Raw genomic sequence first — 25,442 nt, 5'->3', positions numbered from 1 at the left:
TTAGCGTCGTCGCACGGGAAGGGGATGAGGTGACCGAGGCTGCCGCGGACATCGATGTCGAGGCGCCCCCGGACCTGCCGTCACCTACAGCGCCGGGCACACTCGCGCGGTTGCTGCCGGTTGCGCTGTCTCTGGTGGGACTGGGCGCCATGGCCGCGATGTTCACCGCTGGGACTGGTGCGGCCCGTAGCCCCATGTTTCTGGCATTCCCGGCCACCATGCTGGTTTCGACCGTGGTGACGGGGCTGGCCGGTCGTGCCCGCAGGCAGGGCGGTAGCGTCGATGCCGACCGCGATCGATATTTGAGCTACCTCAGCGAGCTGGACCGGTCCGTGTCCGAAATCGCTGTGGCACAATACCGTTCATCGATCGGTCGGCATCCGGATCCCGACACGCTGTGGACGCTGATCGGCGGCTCGCGGATGTGGGAGCGGCGGCCAACCGACGCGGACTTCGGCCTCGTGCGTGTGGGCATGGGAACCCAGCCGCTCGCGCGCCGCTTGGTGGCGCCGCGGCTTCCGTCGGAAGAACTCCGCGACCCGGTCACCGCCACCGCGCTCGAACGTTTCCTGCATGTGCGCTCGACGGTCCGCGCTCCCGTCGCGATCGGCCTGCGTGCGGGGACACGCGTGACGATCGACGGCGATCGGGACGAGGTGCGCGGGCTGCTCCGCGCGATTCTCTGCCAAATCGCCGTGCTGCACGCGCCCGACCAGATGCTGATCGTCGCGGTCGTCGACGACGAGAATCGCGGTCACTGGGATTGGCTGAAATGGCTTCCGCACAATCAACACCCGGTCGACATTGATGAGGCGGGCCCGGTGCGGATGATCTACCCGAGCACTACGGAAGCTCAGCGCGCGCTCGCCGCGGTCCCAGGACCCGAAGCGGTGGTGGTCACGGACCTGGCCCCGGGCATCGACCCGATCGCCGACGTCACCACGATCGGGATAGGCACCAGCTGCGACGGCGCCCCGCTGACGATCCGGACGCCCGCCGGTCCGGCACCTGGATGGTGTCCGGACCGGATGGCGCCCTTGGATGCGCTGATATGTGCGCGCCGGCTGGCCCGGCATCACCCGCGCCCGGGCGGCGCTGAGGCGAATTGGCTGCAGTTGATGGGGCTTTCCGACTTGGACCGACTCGACCCGGTCGCGTCGTGGCGCCGCCGACGAGGCCGCGACCGACTTCGCGTACCGATCGGAACCACGGCCGGAGGCGCCCCGCTCGAGCTGGACATCAAGGAGCCGGCCGAAGACGGAATGGGCCCGCATGGGTTGTGCATCGGCGCGACCGGGTCCGGCAAGTCAGAGCTGTTGCGCACCATCGCGCTGGGCATGATGGCGCACAACCCGCCGGACACGCTCAACCTGTTGCTCATCGACTTCAAGGGCGGCGCAGCCTTTCTCGACTACGCGCAGGCCCCGCACGTGGCGGCGGTGATCACCAATCTGGCCGACGACGCGCCGCTGGTGGCGCGGATGCGCGATGCCCTCTCCGGTGAGATGAACCGCCGCCAGCAGCTGCTGCGGAGGGCGGGCTGTGCCAGCGTCGCGGCTTACGAACGGGCACGCGGTGTCCGAAGGCTACCCCCACTGCCCACTCTGTTCGTCATCGTCGACGAGTTCTCCGAACTGCTCAGCCAGCATCCCGATTTCGCCGACACGTTCGCCGCGATCGGCCGCCTCGGCCGGTCGCTGGGCATGCATCTGCTGCTGGCGAGCCAGCGTCTCGACGAGGGCCGGCTGCGCGGATTGGAAGCCCACCTGTCGTATCGGATGTGCCTGAAGACACTGTCGGCCAACGAATCCCAGACCATACTGGGTAGTCTCGACGCATACCGTCTGCCGAGCGCCCCCGGCGCCGGCTTCTTGCGCGTCGGCGGCGGCGAACCGATCCGCTTCCAGGCCGCCCTGGTTTCGGCGCCGCTGCCGACGAACAAGACGACCGGTGGGCACGCCGCGGCGGCGCGTACGGCGCGGGTGTTCGGCACCTGGGTGACCGGAGCGGTCAGCCGCGCCGCCGAGGTGAGCGAGGCGCCCCAACGAACCATCTCGAGTGCGGTCCTGGACCGCTTGACTGGCAAAGGACCGCACGCGCATCGGGTTTGGCTGCCTCCGCTCGGGCCGGCGCCGGCGCTGCGCGCCGTCCTGGCCGATGCCACGTGCGCGCCGGGCGGCCTGGCCGTTCCCATCGGCATTGTCGACCGGCCCTTCGACCAATGCCGAACGCCGCTGGTGGTCGACGTGTCCGGAGCCGCAGGAAATCTCGCGGTCGTCGGTGCACCCCAATCCGGAAAATCGACGGCGCTGCGCACGCTCACCACGGCCTTGGCGGCCACGCATAGCCCGCGCCAAGTGCAGTTCTACTGCCTGGATTTCGGCGGTGGGGCGCTGTCCGCGGTGCGCACGCTGCCGCATGTGGGTGCGGTCGCGGGCCGGGCGGAGCCGCGTCTGGTCGCCCGGATAGTCGCCGAGTGCGAGTCGGTCGTTCGTCGCCGTGAAGCCTTGTTCCGCGAGCATGGCATCGCGTCGATCGCCGAATACCGGCAGCGGCGTTCGGACATCGACGCGTCGCGTGATCCGTTCGGTGACGTGTTCCTCGTCATCGACGGCTGGGCGAGCGTGCGCCAGGACTTCGACACGCTGGAGGAGTCGGTCACCGCGCTGGCGGCTCAGGGGCTTTCGTACGGCGTGCACGTGGTGTTGTCCGCATCGCGGTGGTCGGAGGTGCGGCCGTCACTGAGGGATCAGATCGGCACGCGCATCGAGTTGCGGCTGGGTGATCCCGCCGACTCCGAAATCGACCGCAAGGCGGCCCAACATGTTCCGTATGCCAGCCCGGGGCGTGGACTTTCCCGTGAGGGTCTGCACATGGTGATCGCCTTGCCCGTCGCCGAGGTGCCTGGCGGTGAATCGGTTGCTCCGGCGATACCGCTACTGCCGCAGCGCGTGGATCGCGAGGCGGTGGTGCGCCGGTGGGGTGCCGAGTTGCGGACGCGAATACTGCTCGGCCTGCGGGAGCGCGAACTGCAGCCGGCCTCAGTCGATTTCGAACGCTGCTCGCATCTCCTCGTTCTCGGTGACAACGAGTGCGGGAAGACCGCGACGCTGCGGACCTTGTGCCGCGAGATCGTCCGGACGACGACGCCCGCCGAGGCCCAGCTGTTGATCGTCGACTTCCGGCGCACGCTGCTCGGTGTCGTCGAGTCGGAACATCTCGGCGGTTACGCCATGTCGCCCGCCGCCCTGGCGGTGTTGTTGCCCGGCCTGCTGGAGTCGCTGCAGGCGCGGATGCCGCCGGCTGACGCCACCCAGGCCCAGCTGCGCGGTGGCAGTTGGTGGTCTGGACCGGACCTCTACGTCGTCGTCGATGACTACGATCTGGTGACCGGCCCGGCGGGCAATGGCCTGGCACCGATCGCCGAATTCCTGCCGTATGCAGCGGATCTGGGATTGCATTTGGTCATCGCTCGGCGCAGCGGCGGACTCGAGCGCGCGATGTTCGAGCCGCTGTTGGCGAGTCTGCACGACCTCGGTTGCGCGTCGCTGATGATGAGCGGATGTCCAGCGCGGGGTGCATCGTTGACTTCCACCGCGCCGATGCGATTGCCGCCGGGCCGCGGTGTACTCGCCGGTCGGGCCGGTGACGAGACACTTGTCCAGGTCGCGTGGAGCCCACCGTGAGCGAGCACCCCGCGGTGGTCGAGGCCGGGCCCGGCACGATCCGGCGGTTATGCTGCGCCACAGGCGAAGTCGGCGACGAGGAGATGGCCGGCATTGTCCAAGCGGCACTGGATGCGATTGACGACGGGGTGGCGCTGGCAGGGGAGCGGCCGGCGGCCGTCGACGCACTGTGGGAAGCCGCGTTGCGCTCGGCAAACCGCGGTCACCGCGACGGAATGGTCGTCGTGCATCCGTCGTGGTGGTGGGCGTCGCGCGTCGGTGTGGTGAGCGAGGCCGCCGCGGCCGTTTCAGGTCGGACGCGGACGCGAGCGTCGCTGCTGAGGCAGGCGTCGGGCGCCGCACCGGACGCGACCGTAGTGATCGAAATCGCCGAGCGGCTGGTGGCGATCACCGCGAGCCAGGTCGCAGCCGTACCGCGCACGGCCGAACCGCAGGCCGTCGCCCACAGCGTTGCGGGCATCGTCGCGGCGCTGGCGCCCGAAGCCGTGCTGATCGACACCCCGAGCACCGTCGCCGGTGCGCCGGTGCTGGCGGCGCTGATCGCCGACGCGGTACGCGATGGCGGACACAACATTCCAGACATTCTGGAGATCAACGACTTTCGATTTGCCCGGCTCGCGCGGTCGACGTACCCGGCAACACCCGAGCCGCCGGGGCCGGCCGCCACCGCAGGCGCCGCTCGCGCCCGCACGCGCAGCGGGCTCGTGGCGGCCGCGATCGTGGTCGCCGCGGCGGCGCCGACCGCAATGACGATGGGCCGAACCGATGTGGTGGCGCCGAGGCCGGTAGCGACCGCGCCGACAACGTTTCTGGTGGAAGGCCGGGTGGCGCTGTCGGTGCCGGCGACGTGGTCGGTCCAGCGCGTGGTGAGCGGACCCGGCTCGGCCCGGGTACAGGTCACCTCGCAGACAAATCCCGACGTGGCCTTGCACATCACCCAATCCCCGGTCGCCGGCGAGACGCTCAGTGGTACCGCCGAGCGTTTGAAGCACGCGATCGATGCTGAGACCCCGGGGGTGTTCGTCGACTTCAACCCGGCCGGAACCAGCGCCGGCCGCCCGGCGGTGACGTACCGCGAAGTGCGCCCCGGTCATCACGTGCGCTGGGCCGTGCTCCTGGACGGCCCGGTTCGGATCAGCATCGGTTGCCAGAGCCGGACCGGCGACGAAGACGCCGTCCGCGATGCCTGCGACCAGGCGGTGCGATCCGCTCACGCGATCGGATGAAAATTTGTGGAACCGAAGGGCCGCGCCGGGGGTCGTATTTGGTATGGCTGCATCGAACACAGTGAGCACCGATCTCGACCTGATGCGGTCGGTGGCGGGCACCACCGACGCCCGCAATGAGGAGATCCGGGCGCTGCTGCAGGCGTTCGTCGGCCGCATGAACGGTGTGCCGCCGTCGGCATGGGGCGGGCCCGCGGCCGCTCGCTTCAAAGACGTGATGGATCGCTGGAACGCGGAGTCGGTGCGGCTCTATCACGCCCTGCACTCCATCGCCGACACCATTCGGCACAACGCGGCGGCCCTACAGGAGGCCGGCCAGAACCACGCACACCACATCGCCGCCGCCGGCGGGGATGTGTGACGAGAGAGGATTCCGGTGGACTCGGTCCTGTCCTATAACTTCGGCGAAATCGAACACACGGTGCGTCAGGAAATTCACTCCACGTCGGAACGCTTCAACGCGGCGCTGGAGGAGCTGCGATCGCAGATCGCACCGCTGCAGCAGCTCTGGACCAGCGAAGCGGCCGCCGCATACCAGGCTGAGCAGCTCAAATGGCACCAGTCGGCGACGGCCCTCAACGAAATTCTGACTGCCCTGGGACACGCCGTGCGCGACGGTGCGCAAGAGGTGGCCAACGCCGACCGCCGGGCCGCCGGCGTCTGGGCGCGGTAGCGACCGAATAGACCACTGCGCGGAGGTAGCCGCGCCGTGAGACTGTGTGGTCCTGGCGGGGGAGAGCCGCTGGGACCACACAGTCATTTTGACCTGCGGGGATGGCGGTCGGTAAGCTGCTCCGTTGGCGTGCGGTACGCCGGGCCTCGGGTCAATGTCGGTCGCCGAGACGAAGCCCTGCCGCGAACGCCTGACCGGCCCCCGGGTCACACCGGGATCCACCTCGAGCCAAGAGGCTCGCAAAGAGAAAGTGGTAAGCGCTGTGCCTACGTACACGCCAAAGGCGGGTGACACCACGAGGTCGTGGCACGTCATCGACGCCACGGACGTGGTGCTTGGCCGCCTTGCCGTCGCGGCGGCCACCCTGCTGCGCGGCAAGCACAAGCCGACGTTCACCCCCAATGTCGACGGCGGTGACTTCGTCATCGTCATCAACGCCGAGAAGGTGTCCTTCAGCGGCCAGAAGCTGGACAAGAAGCTGGCTTACCGCCACTCGGGGTATCCCGGCGGCCTGAGCAGCCGCACCATCCGCGAGCTGATGGAGAAGCACCCCGACCGCGTGGTAGAGGACGCGATCGTCGGCATGCTGCCCAAGAACAAGCTCGCCCGTCAGGTCGCGCGCAAGCTGCACGTCTACGCCGGTCCGACGCATCCCCACGCCGCACAACAGCCCGTTCCGTACGAGATCAAGCAGGTGGCCCAGTGACCGAAACGCCCGAGGCCGTGGAAAACCCCGAAAACCCCGAGAACCCGGAAACCCCAGAAGCCGTCGAGGCCGTCGCCGAGGTGACCGAGGCGCCGGCAGAGGCCGCCGAAGCCCCCGCGACCGCCGAAGCCGCCGCGCCCGCCGCGTCCTTCGTGTTCGACCGGCCCATCCAGACGGTCGGCCGCCGCAAGGAGGCCGTGGTGCGGGTGCGCCTGGTGCCCGGTACCGGCAAGTTCAACCTGAACGGCCGCACCCTGGAGGGCTACTTCCCCAACAAGGTGCACCAGCAGCTGATCAAGGCCCCGCTGGTCACCGTCGATCGGGTGGAGAGCTTCGACATCTACGCGCTGCTGCACGGCGGCGGCCCCTCGGGGCAGGCCGGCGCGCTGCGATTGGGCATCGCGCGGGCGCTGATCCTGGCCCAGCCCGAGGACCGGCCGCCGCTGAAGAAGGCCGGCTTCCTCACCCGTGACCCGCGTGCCACCGAGCGCAAGAAGTACGGCCTGAAGAAGGCCCGCAAGGCGCCTCAGTACAGCAAGCGCTGATCAGCAGTCGCTATCCGGCCACAACTTGGCATCGTGGTGCACAAGTTGTGGCCGGTTGCGGCGTGTCTGCGCCCCTGCGCGGCCGGTTTCGTCCACAAAGGAACGGGCACGTTAGGTGCTAGCCCGACAACTGTGAGAGGTTTGGTCGCATGGGTCGACTATTCGGCACCGACGGTGTCCGTGGGGTCGCCAATCGCGAGTTGACCGCCGAGCTGGCGCTCGCGCTGGGTGCCGCGGCGGCGCGGCACCTGGCGAGCGCGCGGGCACCGGGCCGGCGGGTTGCGGTGATCGGCCGCGATCCGCGGGCCAGCGGCGAAATGCTGGAGGCCGCGGTGATCGCCGGGCTGACCAGTCAGGGCGTCGACGCGCTGCGGGTCGGGGTCCTGCCCACGCCCGCGGTGGCCTATTTGACCGGCGCCTACGACGCCGACTTCGGGGTGATGATCTCCGCGTCGCACAACCCGATGCCCGACAACGGCATCAAGATCTTCGGCCCCGGTGGCCACAAGCTCGACGACGGCACCGAGGACCGCATCGAGGCCCTGCTCGAGGTCGATCCTGAGTTGCGCCCGGTCGGCGCCGGGATCGGCCGGGTCATCGATGCCGAGGACGCGGACGACCGCTACCTGCGCCACCTGAGCAAGGCGAGCACGCTGCGCCTCGACGGCTTGACCGTGGTGGTGGACTGCGCCCACGGCGCGGCCTCTGCGGTGGCCCCGCGCGCCTACCGCGCCGCCGGCGCCCGCGTGATCGCGATCAACGCCGACCCCAACGGGCTCAACATCAACGACGACTGCGGCTCCACGCACCTGGATTCGCTGCGGGCGGCCGTCGTCGCGCACCGCGCCGACCTGGGCCTGGCCCACGACGGGGACGCCGACCGTTGCCTGGCCATCGACGCCGACGGAAACCTGGTCGACGGCGACCACATCATGGTGGTGCTCGCGCTCGCGATGCACGAGGCCGACGAACTGGCGTCCAAGACACTGGTGACCACCGTGATGAGCAATCTGGGGTTGCACCTGGCTATGCGCTCGGCGGGAATCACGGTGCGCACCACCGGCGTTGGCGACCGCTACGTCGTGGAGGAATTGCGGGCGGGCGACTACAGCCTGGGTGGCGAGCAGTCCGGGCACATCGTGATGCCCGCGCTGGGCTCGACCGGCGACGGCATCGTCACCGGCCTACGGCTGATGACCCGCATGGTGCAGACCGGCTCGTCGCTGGCCGAGCTGGCCTCGACGATGAAGACGTTGCCGCAGGTGCTGATCAACGTGACGGTCGCCGATAAGGACAGCGCCGCCAGCGCGCCCGCGGTGCGAAGCGCCGTCGGAGAGGCCGAGGCCGAACTGGGCGATACCGGCCGAATCCTGTTGCGCCCCTCGGGAACCGAACCGATGATCCGGGTCATGGTGGAAGCGCCGGAGAAGGACCTCGCTCAGCGTGTCGCCACCCGGGTCGCCGAGGCGGTCAGCGACGCACGGTAGATCTCCCCGGAACCCCGCCGCGCCCGCGGGCGTCGGATAAGGCATGAAATCCGTTGGGGGAACACGTCCCGTACCCATCGCCCGAACGCAGCTCGACGTGTCGTCGGCGCGGCGGGTCGCTAACCGATTCGCGACCGCGGCCGAATTCATCGACCGCGCGGTATCCGACCATTTGTCCAGGCTCGCTTTCGGCGGCGCCGGCGCCGGCCGCACGCACACGACGCGTGGCGAGGCACTGCGCGCCGAATTGGAGCGGCTGGTGGCACAGGTATCGCAGTGGTCGCGCGCGTCGGCCGAGATCGCCGCGGCGCTGCGGTCGAGCGCCGAATGCTACGCCGATGCCGAACTGTATGCCGCGGCGCGGATCGCCTGACTCGTGGCCGACCGATTGGATGTGGCCGCGCGCCTCGCCGAAGGCCGGGCCGCCGTCGAGCACACCCAGACCTACGTGCAGGCCTGCCATGCGCTGGGCTACCAGAACCCCGACCTGACGCCGCATCCCGCGCAGGTTCGCGAGCGGTATGCGGGCGAGGACGGCCTGGACCTGCGCGTGCTGGACCGCGACTGCGCGGAGTTGCGGGCGGCGGGCGTGGTGGCGGCCGAAGCGCTGCGGATGCAGCGCGCCCAGGTGGCCGAGCTGGCCGCGGCGTGGATCGGTCCGGGCGGGGACGCCGCCGTGCAGCTGTTGCAGCGGCATTGCGACACCGGCGACGCCGTCGTCACCGAACTGCGCGCGGCGGCCCAGCGATGTGAGTCGCTGCGCGACAACCTGTGGTATCTGGTCGATTCGGAGGTGTCGAACGTCATTGCCGTCGACGACCGGGTGCGCGCTCAGCGGCCGGCCTGGCTGGCCGCCGCCGCCGCGGTCCTGGCGGGCGACCGGGACGGTGCCGCCGACGTGGTGCGCCAGCAGGTGATGCCCTACGTGGACAACGACATTCGCAGCGACTGGGTGACGGCGATGCGGTCCGCCTCGGACGGCGTCGAGACGTCCTACGCCATGGTCATCGACAAGATGACCGCCGTCCCGACGGCGCGCTTTGAATTCCCTGGCGATCTCGGTGCGGGAATTGCGCCGGCGCAGTTCGCCCCGCCGGTGGGCACCGGCCCCGCCCCGGCGGTGGACACCGCCCCCGTCCCGGCGGTGGACACCGGCCCCGTCCCGGCGGTGGGCCCCGCGCCGACGTTGACGTCCGCCGTGCCCGATCCCGTCAGTGCCGCACCGGCTTCGGCGGCCCCGGCACCGCCGCCGGTCGCTGCCGCGGGCATGCCGATGGGCGATCCGGGTGGGCTGGGCGGTGGCGACCTCGGTGGCGGATTTGGCGGTGGCGGACTCGGTGGCGGGCTTGGCGGTGGTGGCGGTCTTCTCGGGCTGGCCGGCCGGATCGTCGATGCGGTGGGCGGGCTGATCGGATCGGCCGGTGACGGGTTGGGCGGCTCGGACGCAATGAGCGACGGCGAGGATCCGTTCGACGAAAGGCCTTTCGACGCAGACGATCCCGAGCGCACCGGGGACGCCGCCGACGACGTCACCGACGATCAGGCCGTTGCCGACAAGACCCCCGGTCGTCCAGACGATCCCGCCGAAACCAACCAACCCGTCGACGAACCTGAGCCCGGGCCCGACGACGCACCGGTCGAGGTTCCACCACCGGCCGGTACACCGCCACCGGACGCGCCGCCCGCACCACCCGCCGCCCCTGTCGCCGGACCGGCGCCCGCGGCCGACCAGGGCTCGACGCCGTGCGAGATTGCCGCCGACCAGCTTCCGCAGGCGGGGCAGTGACGGCTCAGGGCCGCAGCTTCAGAGCTTCCTCGACAAACCGCATGGATTCGGCGCGATCGACGGCCAGCGGGTTCACCAACAGCGTCGTCACACCCGCCTCGGCGAAGGCGGCCATGCGCTCGGCGACGTATCCGGGTGGGCCGATCAGCGACATGCCGCGCACCAGCTCGTCGGGCACCGCGTCGATGGCCTCCTGTTTGCGACCGGACAGATACAGCTCCTGGATCCGGTCGGCGACATCTCCGAACCCATACCGCGTCGCCAGATTGTGGTAGAAATTGCGGCCTTTGGCGCCCATCCCGCCGATGTAGAGGCCCAGCTGCGGCTTGACCCACGCGAGCCGATTGTCGACGTTGTCCCCGATGGCCAGCGACGCGTGCACCATCACATCGAGCGGGCCCAGTGCGGGATCGCGCTTGGCGGCGCCGGCCGCCAGCGACTCGCCCCAGATCGACGCGGCCTTGTCAGGCAGGTAGAAGACGGGCTGCCAGCCCTCGGCGATCTCGGCGGTGAGCTCGACATTCTTGGGGCCCAACGCTGCGATGCTGACCGGAATGCGTTCGCGCACCGGGTGATTGATGAGCTGCAGCGACTTGCCCAGACCCGTCCCGCGATCGGCGGGCAACGGCAGCTGGTAATGCTTGCCGTCGTATTGCACGCGTTCGCGGCGCCACACCTTGCGGCAGATCTCCACGATCTCGCGGGTGCGGCCGATCGGGGCGTCGAACGGGACGCCGTGGAATCCCTCGATCACCTGCGGCCCGGAGGTGCCGATGCCGAGGCGGAATCGACCGTCGGACACGTAGTCCAGCCCCGCGGCGGTCATCGCCAGTAGCGACGGCGTGCGGATGTAGATGGGCAGCACCCCGGACGCCAGCTCGACGGTGTTCGTCTTGGCGGCCAGATAGCCCAGTTGGCTGATGGCGTCGAAGGCATACGCCTCGGCCACCACTACCACTTCGATGCCGGACTTTTCGAGTTCGACCACGCGGTCCACGGCCTCGTGAAACCCACCCGAATAATTGAGGGCGATCCCGATTCGCATCAATGACACTTACCACGCTGTCGCGCGGGCCTGGACCCTCAGCCGGCGGAGGTGCCCGAAGTCGTCGATGACGATCTCCGCAGCGATGGGCCGCCCTTCCACAATTCGACGATCCAGCGGTCATAGAGCGCTTGCACGGTCGACACGAAGGTCAAGTGCGCCTTCCTCACTTGAGCAGCGCGACGATCTTCTCTTCCAGCGGAATCGCTTCGGCCTCGGGGTCGATCGCATCCGTGCCCGGCAGGTGCGCCTGCGGATCGGCGAAATCGCGATACTTCTTGTCGCCGCCCAGGGTGTAGAGCAGGTAACCGGTCAACAGCGCGCGCACCGACCGCTGGGTGCGGCGGTGCGCGCCGGCCAGCCCCAGCACCTTGGTCAGCCGACGGCCCTCGACCAGCCCACCGGGCTGGGCCTTGCTGACGATGCGCAGCGTCGCCGCGTCCCACGCGTCGGCCAGCGCCAATGCGTTGGAGTTCAGCGTCTTGGGATCACCGGACGCGGTGAAGATCACCCCGGGAACCTTCAGCGTCGCGGCCGGCTGCTGAGCCGGCGGCCTGGTGACGCTGGGGAAAATCGCGGCGACTGCGGCGGGCTTGGCCGGCATCCCGGCCGCGGCGAACACCGCCGCCGAGCCGCCGAAACCGTGACCGACGACGCCGAGCTTGGCCGGATGGACGCTGATCTTGCCGGGACCCAGGCGCACCGCGGACACGATGTCCAGGGCGGTGCCGAGATCAAAGGCGAAGTTCAGCACCGACGGAGCCAGGCCGCGCTGGGTGTCGGGAGCGCCGGCCACGATGCCCCAGGACGCCAAATGCTCGAGCAAGTTCGAATACCGGTCCGCGCCGGTGAGCCAGTCGTGGCCGAACGCCACGCCGGGCAGATTCAGCCCCGCCTCGGGGGTGTACACCACTCCCGGCAGGCCGGCAAAGGCCAGGTCACCACGCAAAACCCGATGGGGGCCACGGCGGCTGAGAGCTGCGACGAGCTTGCGGATGCGGGCCACGCGTTGACGTTAGCGCATCGCAATCGAGCGCCGGGGGAGAAGGAACGCCGCCCCGCTGGGCCGGCCGGTGCGCGAGGCTCTGTTAGCCCGTGACCTCGATGACGCCCGCCCGCCACAGCGCCGCGTAGAGCTGGCGCAGCGGGACGGAGAACACTTTGGTGGTCAAGTCCATCAACGGGTGGCCGGAACTGGTCGACGCCTGCGCGCACGGTTTGGGTGCCTGCCGTAGCGTCGGCACCATGACGGCCGGCGCCAGATCGTCGTCGCGAACCGCGGTCATGATTGCCTCCTCATGGCGCCCGTCGGGCTGAATTCACGGCGCGGCACAATGCGTGGTCCCAGGTAGCCAGAATATCCGACTCGTGCCTGACAAAAGCCTGACTGCAAATCGATGGCCCCGGTTCTGCCGCAGTCACGCTGCGTAATCGTGATCGGACGGGCTTGAAAGGCAGCTCGTCTTTCGGAGCCTTGAGGTTTTTCCGGTCTTTGCTGGCGTTTCAGATATTACCGCGGGATATCCCATTGGGTGTTGGTCGGAACGAAAACGTCGCAAATACATCAAGTGAATACGAATCCGCGTTTATGACGAGTGAGTGAATGGGCTCGGCGGATAGGTCCACGGCGTCCAGTTGGCGCTGTCCCAGTATCGGATCGCGGTCCAATTGGAGGTCAGCGCGGCCCAGTTCATTGGCGGTAGGGATAGGTCACAGTGGGCCTTTCGCGCAGGTGGGCGGCCTAACCCTAACCGCGGAGTGCGGGGTTGGTGGTCCGCCTGCACTACCCTGTTCAGAATGTGCGGAATTGTCGGCTATGTCGGGCAGCAGCCCGCGTGTGAGGTCGTGATGTCCGCGCTGCGCCGGATGGAGTACCGCGGCTACGACTCGTCGGGCGTCGCCTTGGTCAACGGCGGCGGCCCGTCGGCGGCCGCGCTGACGGTCAGCCGTCGTGCCGGCCGGCTGGCCAACCTGGAGGAGGCGATCGCCGAAATGCCGGCGTCGTCGCTGACCGGAACCACCGGCCTGGGCCACACCCGGTGGGCCACCCACGGACGACCCACCGACCGCAACGCCCACCCGCACCGCGACGCCGCCGGCAAGATCGCGGTGGTCCACAACGGCATCATCGAGAACTACGCCAACCTGCGCCACGAGCTGGAGGCCGAGGGCGTGGAGTTCGCCAGCGACACCGATACCGAGGTGGCGGTGCATCTGGTGTCGCAGGCCTACCGGCACGGCCCCACCGCGGGCGATTTCGCCGCCTCGGTGCTCGCGGTGCTGCGCCGCCTGGACGGCCACTTCACGTTGGTGTTCGCCAACGCTGACGACCCCGGCACCATCGTCGCCGCCCGCCGCTCCACCCCGCTGGTGATCGGCATCGGCGACGGCGAGATGTTCGTCGGCTCCGACGTGGCGGCCTTCATCCCGCACACCCGCAACGCCATCGAACTCGGGCAGGACCAGGCCGTGGTGATCACCGCCGACGGTTACCGGATCACCGACTTCGACGGCAACGACGACCTGGGACCCGGGGCATACCGCGAGTTCCACATCGACTGGGACCTGGCCGCCGCCGAAAAGGGTGGCTACGAGTACTTCATGCTCAAGGAGATCGCCGAGCAGCCGACCGCCGTGGCCGACACCCTGCTGGGGCACTTCGTCGACGGCCGGATCGTGCTCGACGAGCAGCGGCTGTCCGACCAGGAGCTCCGCGAGATCGACAAGGTGTTCGTGGTGGCCTGCGGCACCGCATATCACTCCGGCTTGCTGGCGAAGTACGCGATCGAGCACTGGACACGACTGCCGGTCGAGGTCGAGCTCGCCAGCGAATTCCGGTACCGCGACCCGGTTCTGGACCGCAGCACCCTGGTGGTCGCCATCTCGCAGTCCGGCGAGACCGCGGACACCCTCGAAGCGGTCCGGCACGCCAAGGAGCAGAAGGCCAAGGTCTTGGCGATCTGCAACACCAACGGCTCGCAGATACCCCGCGAGTGCGACGCCGTGCTCTACACCCGCGCCGGCCCGGAGATCGGGGTGGCCTCGACCAAGACGTTCCTGGCCCAGATCACCGCGAACTATCTGGTCGGTCTGGCGCTGGCGCAGGCCCGCGGCACCAAGTACCCCGACGAGGTGCAGCGCGAATACCACGAGCTGGAAGCGATGCCGGACCTCGTCGCGCGGGTCATCGCGACGATCAAGCCGGTGGCCGCCCTGGCGTATCAGTTCGCCCAGGCCCCGACGGTGCTGTTCCTGGGCCGCCACGTCGGATACCCGGTGGCGCTGGAGGGCGCGCTGAAACTCAAGGAATTGGCGTACATGCACGCCGAGGGATTTGCCGCCGGCGAGCTCAAGCACGGCCCCATCGCGCTGATTGAAGACGATCTGCCGGTCATCGTCATCATGCCGTCCCCCAAGGGCTCGGCCGTGCTGCACGCCAAGTTGTTGTCCAACATCCGCGAGATCCAGGCCCGCGGCGCGATCACCATTGTCATCGCCGAGGAAGGCGATGACACCGTGCGCCCCTACGCCGACCACCTGATCGAAATCCCTTCGGTGTCAACGCTTTTGCAGCCGCTGCTGTCGACGATCCCGCTGCAGGTGTTCGCCGCGTCGGTGGCCCAGGCCCGTGGCTACGACGTCGACAAGCCGCGAAACCTGGCCAAGTCCGTCACCGTCGAATAGGCGCGCCCAGCTCGCGTCGATACTTCGCCCGTATCACCGGCGGACACCCAGCCGATCCATTACATTGCCCTGGGGCAGCATTTGCGGCAGGCGGGTTGGGGTGAAGTCCGTACGGGAGGAAGTATGCGATCGGCCGGCACGAAATACGGCGTCGTGGGCCTTGTCGTTCTGATCCTCGCGGCATACGCGGTAGCGGTCGGGATGTATGCGCAAAGCGGTACCGGCCGGCGCCTGGATGTTGCCACGCCGACTGGCGACGGCGACAAGCCGTCGGCGACCATCAATGTCGAAGACATTCAGTCCAACAACAGCGTGCTCGCCGTCAATCTGGCGTTCAATCCCGGATCGGCGTTGCTGGACCCGAAAACCCACCACCTCAAGGACGATCTGAGCCTGCGCGTCAGGTCCGCCGCGATGCCTTCTCGGCACACCTGGACCAAGGGCATGCTGCCGGGCCTGATGGCCGTCCCGCTGACCATCGCCGGCCAGATCGAGCGGTGGCCCTTCGATCAATACCGCTCGGGGCCGATCGAAGTCGAGATCTTCTACGGCCCTGACACCGACCGGCAACCCGACCATGTGCCGGTCACCTTCGTCGATCACCTTTCGGGGTGGCGGCTATCCGCCACCAGGGCGCAGGCGGACGGCCCCTACCGACTGAACGTGCGGCGGTCGCTCAGTACCGCGGCGTTCGCCATCGTCATCCTCGGCGTGCTCATCACGATCGCCAGTCTTGCTCTGGTGGTAGCGGTTCAGACGGCCCGCGACCGGCGGCCGTTTCAGCCACCGATGACGACGTGGTACGCGGCCATGCTGTTCGCCGTGGTGCCCCTGCGCAACGCGCTACCCGGCTCGCCGCCATTCGGCAGCTGGGTCGACATCACCGTCGTCATCTGGGTGCTGGTCGCGTTGGCGGTCTCGATGATTCTCTACATCGGGTGCTGGTGGCGGCATTTGAAGCCGGTGCCCACCCCGGCGCCGGCGAGTCCGGCCCCGGCGCCGGACCCGGCGGATCCGGCTCCCGCGCCTGCGAAGTAGCCGATCGCGGGCGGCGTGTTGCCGCCGAAGTCGTCCGGCGCCCCGCCCCTCGTGCGAAGGTTGATGTCGTGGCGGCTCCATCGGTTCGCAGTCGAGTGCGCAGCATGACGCTGGTGGTCTGGCATTTCGTCATCACCGCGCCGCTGACCTACTGCTGGCTGCTGGTGCTGATGATCACGACGTTCATCCAGACCCATCTCACCGGCCGCGAGCTGCACTCCGTACTGCTGCACCGCTCCACCAACATTCACGAGTTGGGCAGCGACCCGCTCGGCGTCCTGTTCGCCAGCCTGCTGTGGATCGACGGCAAACACTTCGAGCCGTACCTGCTGCTGTTCACGCTGTTTCTCGCGCCGGCCGAACACTGGCTCGGCCAGCTCCGCTGGCTCACTGTGGGATTGAGCTCGCACATCCTTGCCACCTACATCAGCGAAGGCATCCTCTACTTTGCGATCGAGGACCACGACGCCCCGCAACGCCTGGTGCACGCCCGCGACATCGGGGTCAGCTATTTCCTTGTCGGCGTGATGGCCGTGCTGAGTTACCACATCGTCCGGCCTTGGCGCTGGGGATATCTCGGGGTGTTGTTCGTCATCTTCGGTTTCCCGCTGATCACCATGGGCAGCGAATTGAATTTCACCGCGATCGGGCACTTCACCTCGATCTTCATCGGCTTGTGCTTCTACCCGATGACTCGCACACGCTCGAAACGCAGCGGCCCGTTGAGTCCCGCGCGCCTGCGGGCCATGGCGCGCCGCAATGTGCCGCCGGAGACTTCGGCCTAATGCCGGCACCTGCCGGAACCCGAAAGACTGTGGGCGCCAGATTATTTCGAGATAGCGCCGGCCGCCGTCGGCGCCCGCGAACCGAGCGCGGCCGTCCACCGCGACCGCGACACGTAATCTGACTCTGATGCGCCATTACTACTCCGTAGACGCGATCCGGCAGGCCGAGGCGCCATTGCTGGCCAGCCTGCCCGACGGTGTGCTGATGCGGCGCGCGGCGTATGGGCTGGCCACCGAGATCATCGGCGAGTTGGCCGCCCGCACCGGCGGCGTCACCGGCCGACGGGTGTGTGCGGTCGTCGGCTCCGGAGACAACGGCGGTGACGCGTTGTGGGCGGCCACCTTTCTGCGCCGTCGCGGCGCGGCCGCCGACGCGATTCTGCTCAACCCCGAGCGCACCCACCGCAAAGGCCTGGCGGCGTTCCTGCGGGCCGGCGGCCGCATCGTCGAAAGCGTCTCGCCGACAACCGATCTCGTCATCGACGGCGTGGTGGGCATCTCCGGCTCCGGAGCGCTGCGACCCGCCGCGGCCGAGGTGTTCGCCGCCTTGGACAGGCCGGGCGACGCGAAAATCCCGGTGATCGCCGTCGACATCCCCAGCGGCATCGACGCCACGACCGGGGCGATCAGCGGTCCCGCGGTGCACGCCTGCCTGACCGTCACCTTCGGTGGGCTCAAACCCGTGCACGCACTCGCCGACTGCGGCCGCGTGGCACTGATCGACATCGGGCTGAGGCTGCCCGGTCCACCGAACGTCGCAGCGCTGGGGTTCGAGGCCGCCGACGTGGCCGCCCGCTGGCCGGTGCCCGGACCCCACGACGACAAATACACCCAGGGCGTCACCGGCGTGATGGCCGGCTCGTCGACCTATCCGGGCGCCGCCGTGCTGTGCACCGGCGCCGCCGTCGCGGCGACCTCCGGCATGGTCCGCTACGCCGGCAGCGCGCACCGCGAGGTGCTCGCGCACTGGCCCGAGGTCATCGCGTCGCCCACCCCCGCGTCGGCCGGACGGGTGCAGTCCTGGGTCGTCGGGCCGGGATTGGGCACCGACGACGTCGGCGCCGCGGCGCTGTGGTTCGCCCTCGAAACCGACCTGCCGGTGATCGTGGACGCCGACGGGCTGACCATCCTGGCGGCCCATCCCGAGCTGGTGGCCAACCGCACCGCGCCGACGGTGCTGACCCCGCACGCGGGTGAATTCGCCCGGCTGGCGGGTAACCCACCCGGTGATGACCGGGTGGGTGCGTGCCGCAAGCTGGCCGACGCGTTCGGCGCCACGGTATTGCTCAAGGGCAACGTCACGGTCATCGCCGATCCGGGCGGCCCGGTCTACCTCAATCCGGCCGGGCAGTCGTGGGCGTCCACCGCCGGCTCCGGTGACGTGTTGTCCGGCATGATCGGCGCGCTGCTGGCGTCAGGGTTGCCGCCGGCCGAGGCGGCCGCGGCCGCCGCCTTCGTGCACGCGCGGGCCGCGGCGCTGTCGGCCGCCGACCCGGGGCCCGGCGAGGCGCCCACCTCGGCATCGCGCATGGTTCCGCACATCCGAGCCGCCCTGGCCGCCCTGTAGGAGAGACCTTCAGAAAGGAATTCGTTGTGCCCCAACACCCTTCCATGCCCGCGCATTCCATCGCCCCGGCGTATACGGGCCGCCTGTTCACCGCGCCGGTACCGGCGCTGCGGATGCCGGACGAGTCGATGGACCCGGAGGCCGCGTACCGCTTCATCCACGACGAGCTGATGCTCGACGGCAGCTCGCGCCTGAACCTGGCCACGTTCGTCACCACCTGGATGGATCCGCAGGCCGGGCGGCTGATGGCCGAGACGTTCGACAAGAACATGATCGACAAGGACGAGTACCCGGCCACCGCGGCCATCGAGCAGCGCTGCGTGTGCATGGTGGCCGACCTGTTCCACGCCGACGGCCTGCGCGACGACGACCCGTCCAGCGCCTGCGGGGTGTCCACGATCGGCTCGAGCGAGGCGGTGATGCTGGGCGGGCTGGCGATGAAGTGGCGCTGGCGCGAGAAGGTCGGCAAGGACTGGAAGACGCGCACCCCGAACCTGGTGATGGGCTCCAACGTGCAGGTGGTCTGGGAGAAGTTCTGTCGCTACTTCGACGTCGAACCGCGCTACCTGCCGATGGAGGAGGGGCGCTACGTCATCACGCCCGAGCAGGTCACCGACGCTGTCGACGAGGACACCATCGGGGTGGTGGCGATCCTGGGCACCACCTACACCGGCGAGCTGGAGCCCATCGCCGAGATCTGCGCGGCCCTGGACAAGCTGGCCGCCGGCGGCGGGGTGGACGTCCCGGTTCACGTCGACGCCGCCAGCGGCGGGTTCGTGGTGCCCTTCCTGCACCCCGACCTGAAGTGGGACTTCCGGCTGCCCCGGGTGGTGTCGATCAACGTCAGCGGCCATAAGTACGGGCTGACCTATCCGGGCGTCGGCTTCGTGGTGTGGCGCAGCAAGGAGTACTTGCCCGAGGACCTGGTGTTCCACGTGAACTATCTGGGTGGCGACATGCCGACGTTCACGCTGAACTTCTCCCGGCCCGGCAATCAGGTGGTCGGCCAGTACTACAACTTCCTGCGGCTGGGCCGCGAGGGTTACACGCAGGTCATGCAGACGCTGTCGTCGACCGCGCGCTGGCTGGGTGAGCAGCTGCGCGTCGGCGAACACTGCGAGCTGATCTCCGACGGCTCGGCGATCCCGGTGGTCGCCTTCCGGCTGGCCCGCGGCCTCGGCTACACCGAGTTCGACGTCTCCCACGAGCTGCGCGGCTATGGCTGGCAGGTGCCGGCCTACACCATGCCGGACAACGCCACCGACATTTCGGTGTTGCGCATCGTGGTGCGCGAGGGGCTCTCCGCCGACCTGGCCCGGGCCCTGCACGACGACGCCCGCACCGCGCTGGCGTCGCTGGACAAGCTCAAGCCGGGTGGGCACTACAGCGCCGAGCACTTCGCGCACTAGGTTCTGCGCCGAACGTCGAGTTGTCGGGCCCGATTGCGGGGTCTGGGACAATGGCGGCCGTGTCCGCTACGACGACATCCCTGACACCGGGCGTCCTCGCTGAGGCCCTGGTCGACCTGGGGGCGATTGAGCACAACGTGCGGCTGCTGTGCGAACACGCGGGCGACGCGCAGGTGATGGCCGTGGTCAAGGCCGACGGCTACGGCCACGGAGCCCCCCAGACGGCGCGCGCAGCGCTGGCCGCGGGGGCCACCGAGTTGGGTGTCGCCACCGTCGCCGAGGGCCTGGCGCTGCGTGCGGCCGGAATCACCGCGCCGGTGCTGGCCTGGCTGCACCCGCCCGGCATCGACTTCGGGCCCGCGCTGCTGGCCGACATACAGGTCGCCGTGTCGTCGGAGCGCCAACTCGACGAGCTGCTGGACGCGGCGCGCCGCACCGGCCGGACCGCGACCGTGACCGTCAAGGTCGACACCGGGCTGAACCGCAATGGGGTGCCCCCGGGGCAGTACCCCTCGGTGCTGACCGCGCTGCGCAGGGCCGTCGCCGAGGAGGCCATCGTGCTGCGGGGGCTGATGTCCCACATGGTGTATGCCGACCAGCCCGCCAATCCGGTGAACAACCTTCAGGCCCAACGATTCAGCGACATGCTGGCCCAGGCGCGCGAGCAGGGTGTGCGGTTCGAGGTGGCGCACCTGTCGAACTCGTCGGCCACGATGTCTCGCCCCGACCTGGCGTTCGACATGGTGCGCCCCGGCATCGCGATATACGGGCTGAGCCCGGTGCCCGAGCGCGGTGACCTGGGTCTGGTGCCGGCGATGACGGTGAAATGCACTGTGGCCCTGGTGAAGTCGATCACCGCGGGGGAGAGCGTGTCGTATGGCCACACCTGGACCGCGCAGCGCGACACCAACCTCGCGCTGATTCCGGTCGGCTACGCCGACGGCGTCTTCCGGTCCCTGGGCGGTCGGCTGGAGGTGTTGATCAACGGCAAGCGGCGGCCGGGCGTCGGGCGGATTTGCATGGACCAGTTCGTCGTCGACCTCGGGCCGGGACGCGCCGACGTGGCCGAAGGCGACGAGGCGATCCTGTTCGGGCCGGGCGTCAAAGGTGAACCCACCGCGCAGGACTGGGCCGACCTGCTCGGCACCATCCACTACGAAGTGGTGACCAGCCCCCGCGGCCGGATCACCAGAACCTACCGCGAGGCGCGAACCGTTGAGTCCTGAAAAACCCCGCAGGCGCCGCAAGGGCAGGGCCTGGCTTGCGGGAGGTGCGGGGGTGACGGCCGTCGCCACCATCATAGGAGCCTCGGCCCGCCGGTCGATGACCCAGCGTGCCACCGTCGAAGACCCGTACGCCCATGAGGATTTCAACCGGCTCGAAGACGACACCAGCCTGGTGGTGACCACTCCCGACGGGGTACCGCTGGCGGTCCGCGAAGCCGGTCCGGCCGACGCACCGCTGACCCTGGTGTTCGTCCACGGATTCTGTTTGCAGATGGGCGCCTTTCACTTTCAGCGCACGCGGCTGCCCGATCAGTTGGGTCCCGACGTGCGGATGGTCTTCTACGATCAGCGCGGGCACGGCAGATCCGGCGAGGCCGATCCCGAGACCTACACGCTGACCCAACTCGGCAGGGACCTGCAAACCGTGCTGAACGTGGTGGCGCCGCGTGGAATGATCGTGCTGGTGGGCCACTCGATGGGCGGCATGACGGTGTTGTCGCATGCCCGCCAGTTCCCCGAGCAGTACGGGCGCCGAATCGTGGGCGCCGCGATAATTTCCTCGGCGGCAGAAGGCGTTTCGAGGTCACCACTCGGTGAGATACTCAAAAACCCTGCGCTGGAAGCGGTCCGCGTTGCCGCGCGGTCCGCACCGAAGCTGATGCACCGGGGCCGCAACGTGTCCCGGTCGTTGATCGGCCCGGTGCTGCGGGCCGCCTCCTACAGCGACCTGCAGGTCAGCCGGAGCCTGGACGCGTTCTCCCAGCGCATGATGAACAGCACCCCGATCCCCACCATGGTGGGCTTCCTGGACGCCTTGGAAAAGCATGACGAGACCGCCGGGCTGTGGACGCTGCTGCGCATCCCGACCCTCATCGCATGCGGCGACCACGACCTGCTCACCCCGGACGAGTATTCACGAAAAATGGCCGCCAGCCTGCCGCAGTCCGAGCTGGTCATCGTCGCCGGGGCCAGCCATCTGGCGCTGCTGGACAAGCCCGAAGCCATCAATGGCGGGCTGGTCCGATTGGTCAGGCGGGCCACCCCGGGCAAGGCGGTGCTGCGGATGCGACGGATGCGGGAAAGGTTGCGGCGCCGTGGCTGAAATCGACCGCGAGGGCGCCGCAACCCTGGAGCGCGTCGAGGACACCATGGCGCTGGGCTCACGACTCGGGCAACAGCTGCGGGCGGGCGACGTGGTGGTGCTCTCCGGTCCGCTCGGTGCGGGAAAGACCGTGCTGGCCAAGGGGATTGCCGCGGCACTGGATGTCGACGGGCCGGTCACCTCGCCGTCCTACGTGCTGGCGCGGGTGCATCCGCCGCGGCGCCGCGGCACCCCGACCATGATCCACGTCGACATGTACCGGTTGCTCGACCACACCGGCCCTGAGGGCGCCGGCCTGCTCGGCGAACTCGATTCACTGGACCTGGACAGCGATCTCGACGACGCCGTCGTCGTCGTGGAATGGGGTGAGGGCCTGGTCGAGCGGCTGGCCGAACGCCACCTCGACATCCGGCTCGAGCGCGTCACCCGATCCGATGTGCGGATCGCGACCTGGCGGTGGGCCGACAACGCCGACGATGACGGTGGATCATGAGCATCGTCCTCGCCCTCGACACCGCCACGCCGGCCGTGACGGCCGGCCTCGTGCGCCGTGAGGACCTGTGCGTGCTCGCCGAGCGCGTCACCGTCGACCCCCGGGCCCACGCGGAACGGCTCACCCCGAATGTCGTTGCGGCCCTGGACGATGCGGGACTGACGATGGCGGACCTGGATGCCGTCGTGGTGGGTTGTGGGCCGGGGCCTTTCACCGGTCTGCGGGCCGGGATGGCCACCGCCGCCGCCTACGGGCACGCGCTGAACATTCCGGTGCACGGTGTGTGCAGCCTGGACGCCATCGGCGTGCGTACCGCCGGGGACACGCTGGTGGTCACCGACGCCCGGCGGCGCGAGGTGTACTGGGCCCGCTATCGCGACGGTGTACGAACCCACGGACCCGCGGTCGATGCGGCGGCCGACGTCGACCCGGGTACCGCTGCGGCCGTCGCCGGCTCACCCGAACACGCCGGCCTGTTCGCTTTGCCGGTGTGCGAGCCGAGCTGCCCGACACCGGCCGGACTGGTTGCGGCGGTGGCCGATTGGTCCGTCGACCCGGAGCCGCTGGTGGCCCTGTATCTGCGTCGGCCCGACGCCAGACCGCTGGCGACGGGCCGATGACCGCCCACAGCGAAGCCGTGACCTTCGGCGGCCTGACCCGAGCCGACGCGCGGCGCTGCGCGGAGCTGGAGGCCCAGCTCTTCGACGGCGACGACCCCTGGCCCGCGGCGGCTTTCCACCGCGAATTGGCCAGTGCCCACAACCATTACGTGGCCGCACGGATCGGTGAGACGCTGATCGGTTATGCCGGCATCTCGCGGCTGGGCCGTACCCCTCCGTATGAGTACGAGGTGCACACCATCGGTGTGGATCCCGCATACCAAGGCCGGGGGATTGGTCGCCGGCTGCTCGAGGAGCTGCTGACCTTCGCCGACGGCGGCGCCGTTTACCTGGAAGTGCGCACCGACAACGAGGCGGCCATCGGGCTCTACACCAGCGTCGGGTTCGAGCAGATCGGCCTGCGCCGCCGCTACTACCGGGTCAGCGGCGCCGACGCGTACACGATGCGCAGGGAGGCCACATGACAACTATCCTCGCAATCGAAACCTCGTGCGACGAAACGGGAGTCGGCATCGCGCGGCTGGACGACGACGGCACGGTGACGCTACTGGCCGACGAGGTGGCTTCCAGCGTCGACGAACACGTCCGCTTCGGCGGCGTGGTCCCCGAGATCGCCTCACGCGCGCACCTGGAGGCGCTGGGGCCCGCGATGCGCCGCGCGCTGTCGACCGCCGGCCTGGACAAGCCGGACGTCGTTGCGGCCACCATCGGGCCCGGACTGGCCGGCGCCCTACTGGTGGGAGTCGCTGCGGCCAAAGCGTATTCGGCTGCGTGGGGCGTGCCGTTCTACGCGGTGAATCACCTGGGCGGCCATCTGGCGGCCGACGTTTACGAGCACGGGCCGCTGCCCGAGTGTGTGGCGCTGCTGGTCTCCGGCGGCCACACCCATCTGTTGCATGTGCGTTCGCTCGGCGACCCGATCATCGAGCTGGGCAGCACCGTCGATGACGCCGCCGGCGAGGCCTACGACAAGGTGGCGCGGCTGCTCGGGCTGGGCTATCCGGGCGGCAGGGTCCTCGACGAGCTGGCGCACACCGGTGATCGCGACGCCATCGCCTTCCCGCGCGGCATGACCGGGCCCCGCGACGACCCGTACGCGTTCAGCTTCTCCGGGCTCAAGACGGCCGTGGCGCGCTACCTGGAAAGCCACCCGGACGCGGTGAACGCCGACATCGCCGCCGGGTTCCAGGAGGCCGTCGCGGACGTGCTGACCAAAAAGGCGGTGCGCGCGGCCACGGATCTCGGCGTCAAGACCCTGCTGATCGCCGGTGGGGTGGCCGCGAATTCGCGATTGCGCGAGCTGGCTGAGCAGCGCAGCGCGGCGGTCGGGCTGACCTTGCGGATCCCCAGGCCCAGGTTGTGCACCGACAACGGCGCGATGATCGCGTCCTTCGCCGCGCACCTGGTCGCCGCCGGGGCGCCGCAGTCACCGCTGGACGTGCCCAGCGATCCCGGTCTGCCGGTGGTAAAACCGCAGGTGGCCTAGGCGACGATGAGCAGGTTGTTGCTCGTCGCCCAGGCTCGGGTGAAGGTGGCCAGGGGAATCAGCTCGTCGCGGCCGTTGGGTGTGCCGCTGTCGTTGAGGTGAACGACGTTGTTGCGGGTGTCGACGCCGGTGACGACGACGGCGTGGTCGGCGTTGGTCCGCTGTCCCTTTCCCTGCGGGTAGTTCCAGATGGTTTCGGCGTTGATCGCCGCGATCAACTTGCGGCCGGCGGCCAGGTCCTGCTCCATTCCTTGCAAGGTGTTGCCCGTCGTCAGCTGGGATTGGACACCGTACTTGCTCAGCAGCAGCACCATGTCTTGCGGAGAGGTGCCGTCGAAGAAGTAGACGCCGCCGTGGTGGGCTTCGCTTCTGGTGAACACCCCGCGTAGCTCGATGCCGACCTGGCTGGGTTCTTTACCGGTGACCTGCCCGACCACGTCGGCGACGGCCATCAGGCCGCAGTCCTCGCCGATCTGATAGCGCCAGTAGGGCGCGGCGGCTTGCGGATTGCCGTACATCTGGCCGTTTGGGTCGGCGTGCGCCGCCCCGGTCAGCCCGGTACAGATAGACGAGAACGCGATGATGTTCGCTATTGCGATGGCGGCGCCGTTGGCACGCCGGATGCGCGAGTCCACGAATTGATTATTCACTTTGGTCCACGTGCGCAAGGTGACTCGCCGCGACTCTCACGGGAAGCAGCAGGGCGCCCTTGAGTGCTAGCACTCTCGTGTATAGAGTGCTAGGTGGCAATCGGCCAAACCCTGTGTCGGCACCCGCGACGACGGCGCTCGGGCACGGACGAATGCCGAACACCTGATAATTCGGCAGGGGCGGGTTCAACCCGCACCGGTCGTCAACTCCGGTCCGGGGACTCCCGG

Annotated in this window: 24 protein-coding genes; 20 read left to right on the top strand and 4 right to left on the bottom strand. The window is 69.1% G+C overall.

Going from position 1 to position 25,442, the window contains the following annotated elements; all coding sequences use genetic code 11:
• The first annotated feature begins 29 nt into the window (after positions 1–29).
• The 9 genes from eccCa (at position 30) to AC5Y7E_RS04920 (ending at position 10,109) form a co-directional block, all read left to right on the top strand.
• Positions 30–3,686, top strand: coding sequence for a type VII secretion protein EccCa (gene eccCa / locus AC5Y7E_RS04960; RefSeq protein WP_499947758.1), 3,657 nt, complete (start codon positions 30–32; stop codon positions 3,684–3,686).
• A complete protein-coding gene (locus AC5Y7E_RS04955) occupies positions 3,683–4,912 on the top strand; it encodes a type VII secretion-associated protein (RefSeq protein ID WP_499947755.1) in 1,230 nt (409 codons plus the stop codon). Before eccCa ends, AC5Y7E_RS04955 begins: the two co-directional genes overlap by 4 nt.
• 43 nt (positions 4,913–4,955) lie before the next feature.
• A complete protein-coding gene (locus tag AC5Y7E_RS04950) occupies positions 4,956–5,273 on the top strand; it encodes a WXG100 family type VII secretion target (RefSeq protein WP_499920616.1) in 318 nt (105 codons plus the stop codon).
• A 9-nt stretch (positions 5,274–5,282) separates the two neighbouring features.
• A complete protein-coding gene (locus AC5Y7E_RS04945; RefSeq protein WP_499920774.1) occupies positions 5,283–5,585 on the top strand; it encodes a WXG100 family type VII secretion target in 303 nt (100 codons plus the stop codon).
• Between the two features lie 262 nt (positions 5,586–5,847).
• On the top strand, positions 5,848–6,291 hold the full coding sequence (gene rplM, locus AC5Y7E_RS04940) for a 50S ribosomal protein L13 (RefSeq protein ID WP_499920614.1): 444 nt from the start codon (positions 5,848–5,850) through the stop codon (positions 6,289–6,291).
• Between the two features lie 80 nt (positions 6,292–6,371).
• Positions 6,372–6,836 carry a 30S ribosomal protein S9 gene (rpsI, locus tag AC5Y7E_RS04935; protein WP_499948305.1) on the top strand — a complete coding sequence of 155 codons (465 nt, stop codon included), beginning with the start codon at positions 6,372–6,374 and terminating at the stop codon, positions 6,834–6,836.
• Positions 6,837–6,985: 149 nt separating this feature from the next.
• Complete coding sequence (glmM, locus tag AC5Y7E_RS04930; RefSeq protein ID WP_499947753.1) at positions 6,986–8,323, top strand: phosphoglucosamine mutase; 1,338 nt, start codon at positions 6,986–6,988, stop codon at positions 8,321–8,323.
• 43 nt (positions 8,324–8,366) lie between these two features.
• Positions 8,367–8,696, top strand: a complete 330-nt coding sequence (locus AC5Y7E_RS04925) for a hypothetical protein (RefSeq protein WP_499920610.1) — start codon at positions 8,367–8,369, stop codon at positions 8,694–8,696.
• A gap of 3 nt (positions 8,697–8,699) precedes the next feature.
• On the top strand, positions 8,700–10,109 hold the full coding sequence (locus tag AC5Y7E_RS04920; protein WP_499947751.1) for a hypothetical protein: 1,410 nt from the start codon (positions 8,700–8,702) through the stop codon (positions 10,107–10,109).
• A gap of 4 nt (positions 10,110–10,113) precedes the next feature.
• On the opposite strand, the gene AC5Y7E_RS04915 is transcribed toward AC5Y7E_RS04920, so the two are convergent.
• From AC5Y7E_RS04915 to AC5Y7E_RS04905, 3 genes are all read right to left on the bottom strand, one after another.
• Complete coding sequence (locus tag AC5Y7E_RS04915) at positions 10,114–11,154, bottom strand: LLM class F420-dependent oxidoreductase (RefSeq protein ID WP_499947749.1); 1,041 nt, start codon at positions 11,152–11,154, stop codon at positions 10,114–10,116.
• Between the two features lie 166 nt (positions 11,155–11,320).
• Positions 11,321–12,160 (bottom strand): dienelactone hydrolase family protein, encoded by an 840-nt coding sequence (locus AC5Y7E_RS04910; protein ID WP_499947747.1) that lies wholly within the window; start codon positions 12,158–12,160, stop codon positions 11,321–11,323.
• An 82-nt stretch (positions 12,161–12,242) separates the two neighbouring features.
• Positions 12,243–12,440 carry an Rv1535 family protein gene (locus AC5Y7E_RS04905; protein ID WP_499920604.1) on the bottom strand — a complete coding sequence of 66 codons (198 nt, stop codon included), beginning with the start codon at positions 12,438–12,440 and terminating at the stop codon, positions 12,243–12,245.
• 511 nt (positions 12,441–12,951) lie between these two features.
• Here AC5Y7E_RS04905 and glmS point away from each other — a divergent pair.
• The 11 genes from glmS (at position 12,952) to tsaD (ending at position 24,564) form a co-directional block, all read left to right on the top strand.
• The gene (glmS, locus tag AC5Y7E_RS04900) at positions 12,952–14,838 is read left to right on the top strand and encodes a glutamine--fructose-6-phosphate transaminase (isomerizing) (protein ID WP_499947744.1); all 1,887 of its coding nucleotides are present in this window, start codon (positions 12,952–12,954) and stop codon (positions 14,836–14,838) included.
• A 123-nt stretch (positions 14,839–14,961) separates the two neighbouring features.
• Positions 14,962–15,876, top strand: a complete 915-nt coding sequence (locus AC5Y7E_RS04895; RefSeq protein WP_499920600.1) for a DUF4436 domain-containing protein — start codon at positions 14,962–14,964, stop codon at positions 15,874–15,876.
• A 104-nt stretch (positions 15,877–15,980) separates the two neighbouring features.
• Positions 15,981–16,661 carry a rhomboid-like protein gene (locus AC5Y7E_RS04890; RefSeq protein WP_499920770.1) on the top strand — a complete coding sequence of 227 codons (681 nt, stop codon included), beginning with the start codon at positions 15,981–15,983 and terminating at the stop codon, positions 16,659–16,661.
• Between the two features lie 127 nt (positions 16,662–16,788).
• On the top strand, positions 16,789–18,228 hold the full coding sequence (locus tag AC5Y7E_RS04885; protein WP_499920599.1) for an NAD(P)H-hydrate dehydratase: 1,440 nt from the start codon (positions 16,789–16,791) through the stop codon (positions 18,226–18,228).
• A gap of 44 nt (positions 18,229–18,272) precedes the next feature.
• Complete coding sequence (gene gad, locus AC5Y7E_RS04880) at positions 18,273–19,637, top strand: glutamate decarboxylase (RefSeq protein ID WP_499948302.1); 1,365 nt, start codon at positions 18,273–18,275, stop codon at positions 19,635–19,637.
• A gap of 50 nt (positions 19,638–19,687) precedes the next feature.
• A complete protein-coding gene (alr, locus tag AC5Y7E_RS04875; RefSeq protein ID WP_499947741.1) occupies positions 19,688–20,863 on the top strand; it encodes an alanine racemase in 1,176 nt (391 codons plus the stop codon).
• A gap of 52 nt (positions 20,864–20,915) precedes the next feature.
• Entirely contained in the window at positions 20,916–21,965 is a 1,050-nt protein-coding gene (locus AC5Y7E_RS04870) for an alpha/beta fold hydrolase (RefSeq protein ID WP_499920596.1), read from the top strand.
• Positions 21,966–22,011: 46 nt separating this feature from the next.
• A complete protein-coding gene (gene tsaE, locus AC5Y7E_RS04865; protein WP_499920766.1) occupies positions 22,012–22,458 on the top strand; it encodes a tRNA (adenosine(37)-N6)-threonylcarbamoyltransferase complex ATPase subunit type 1 TsaE in 447 nt (148 codons plus the stop codon).
• A complete protein-coding gene (tsaB, locus tag AC5Y7E_RS04860) occupies positions 22,455–23,078 on the top strand; it encodes a tRNA (adenosine(37)-N6)-threonylcarbamoyltransferase complex dimerization subunit type 1 TsaB (protein WP_499920594.1) in 624 nt (207 codons plus the stop codon). Before tsaE ends, tsaB begins: the two co-directional genes overlap by 4 nt.
• Positions 23,075–23,542: a ribosomal protein S18-alanine N-acetyltransferase gene (gene rimI, locus AC5Y7E_RS04855; protein ID WP_499920592.1), complete on the top strand. Its 468-nt coding sequence runs from the start codon at positions 23,075–23,077 to the stop codon at positions 23,540–23,542. The genes tsaB and rimI overlap by 4 nt, the downstream gene beginning before the upstream one ends.
• The gene (tsaD, locus tag AC5Y7E_RS04850; protein ID WP_499947740.1) at positions 23,539–24,564 is read left to right on the top strand and encodes a tRNA (adenosine(37)-N6)-threonylcarbamoyltransferase complex transferase subunit TsaD; all 1,026 of its coding nucleotides are present in this window, start codon (positions 23,539–23,541) and stop codon (positions 24,562–24,564) included. The genes rimI and tsaD overlap by 4 nt, the downstream gene beginning before the upstream one ends.
• Here tsaD and AC5Y7E_RS04845 read toward each other — a convergent pair.
• Positions 24,561–25,199 (bottom strand): C39 family peptidase, encoded by a 639-nt coding sequence (locus tag AC5Y7E_RS04845; protein ID WP_499947739.1) that lies wholly within the window; start codon positions 25,197–25,199, stop codon positions 24,561–24,563. The genes tsaD and AC5Y7E_RS04845 overlap by 4 nt on opposite strands.
• Positions 25,200–25,442: the final 243 nt, after the last annotated feature.

This window comes from Mycobacterium sp. NGS17 (assembly GCF_059813205.1).
Note: the sequence above shows the minus strand (reverse complement) of the source record. Positions and strands in the feature narration are given on the sequence as shown.